Origin of the sequence: Metallosphaera yellowstonensis MK1, from assembly GCF_000243315.1 — an archaeon.
Classification (GTDB): domain Archaea; phylum Thermoproteota; class Thermoprotei_A; order Sulfolobales; family Sulfolobaceae; genus Metallosphaera; species Metallosphaera yellowstonensis.
The window spans coordinates 727,448-729,006 of sequence record NZ_JH597770.1; the positions used below are offsets into that span (position 1 = coordinate 727,448).

Consider the following 1,559-nt stretch of genomic DNA (forward strand, 5'->3'; position numbering starts at 1 on the left):
ATTAATAACATACAAAGACAGACTAAGGCGTTTTGGGTTTGAGTACATTGAGGAGTTCTTCTCAACCATGGGAGTTAAGATTGAAGTAGTTTTCGGTGAGGAACCTAAGGATACACAGGAACTTGTGGAGGACTTAATCTCAATCATTACCTCATTCGCAGGGAAAATTTTCGGAATGAGGAGTCACAAGAAGACAGTCCTGGTTCAAGGCGTAAAAAGTTGATAGGTGAGTTGAGTGGAGAGGACAGTGAAGTTAAGGGTTAAGGTTGATCATGAAACTTACTCAGCACTTAAGGAAGTTGAGGGGGAGTACAGAGAGGTTCTAGAGGACGCAATAAATTACGCGTTGTCAAACGAGACTACCTCCTTCACCAGGATTAAAGCGGGAGTTTACAAGACTGAGAGGGAGAAGTACAAGGACTTACCATCCCATTTCATTTACACCGCCTGTGAGGACGCAAGCGAGAGGTTGGATAGCTTTGAGAAGTTGAAGAGGAGGGGTAGGGCTTACACTGAGAAACCGTCTGTGAGGAGAGTTACTATTCACCTGGATGATCATCTGTGGAAGTTCAGCCTCGACACGATTTCAATTTCCACAAAGAAGGGTAGGGTTTTCATTTCACCAACCTTCCCTAAGATCTTCTGGAGATATTATAACAAGGGCTGGTCAATTGCCAGTGAGGCCAGGTTTAGGCTGATGAAGGGGAACGTTGTAGAGTTCTACGTCATTTTTAAGAAGGATGTTAAACCTTATGAACCTAAAGCGTTTATTCCCGTCGACCTTAACGAGGATTCAGTCTCGGTGCTCATCAACAGTAAACCCTTATTGCTTGAGACTAACACTAAGAAAATTACGCTGGGCTATGAGTATAGGAGGGAGGCAATAACTACTGGTAGGTCAACTAAGGATAGGGAAGTGAGGAGGAAGTTAAAGAGGCTGAGGGAGAGGGATAAGAAAGTAGACGTTAGGAGGAAATTAGCTAAGCTGATCGTTAAAGAGGCTTTTGAAAGTATGAGTGTCATAGTTTTAGAGGACTTGCCAGGGAGAACTCCGGAGCATATGATAAAGGACGTGAAGGACAAACAGCTTAGGTTGAGGATTTATAGATCGGCATTTTCCTCAATGAAGAACGCTATTACTGAGAAGGCTAGGGAGTTCGGTGTCCCCGTACTCTTAGTTAATCCCTCCTATACTTCCACTGTTTGCCCAGTCCATGGGACGAAGATCGTTTACCAACCCGATGGGGGCGATGCCCCAAGGGTTGGTGTTTGTGAGAAGGGGAAGGAAAGGTGGCATAGGGACGTGGTTGCACTGTACAACTTAGCGAGGAGAGCTGGAGATGTGAGCCCCGTGCCGTTGGGCTCTAAGGAGTCCCATGACCCACCTACCTTAAGTGGGTGGTTGAGGGCTAAGTCCCTACACTCGATCATGAATGAACATAAAATGATTGAAATGAAAGTGTGGGGACAAACGGTACACTTTGTAAGGGTCTAGGCTTCGAATCCCATCTCCTTGAGATGTCCTCCTCTGGTCTTAGAGCTAGAATTGATCTCTCTAG

General features: G+C 45.4%; 1 protein-coding gene and 1 pseudogene. Both read left to right on the forward strand.

Going from position 1 to position 1,559, the window contains the following annotated elements; all coding sequences use genetic code 11:
- Positions 1 to 264 (forward strand): annotated as a pseudogene (locus METMK1DRAFT_RS14835) (IS607 family transposase); the annotation flags it as partial.
- Positions 248 to 1,495, forward strand: a complete 1,248-nt coding sequence (locus tag METMK1DRAFT_RS14840) for an RNA-guided endonuclease InsQ/TnpB family protein (RefSeq protein WP_009075691.1) — start codon at positions 248 to 250, stop codon at positions 1,493 to 1,495. The pseudogene METMK1DRAFT_RS14835 and the gene METMK1DRAFT_RS14840, both read left to right, overlap by 17 nt.
- Positions 1,496 to 1,559 lie beyond the last annotated feature (64 nt).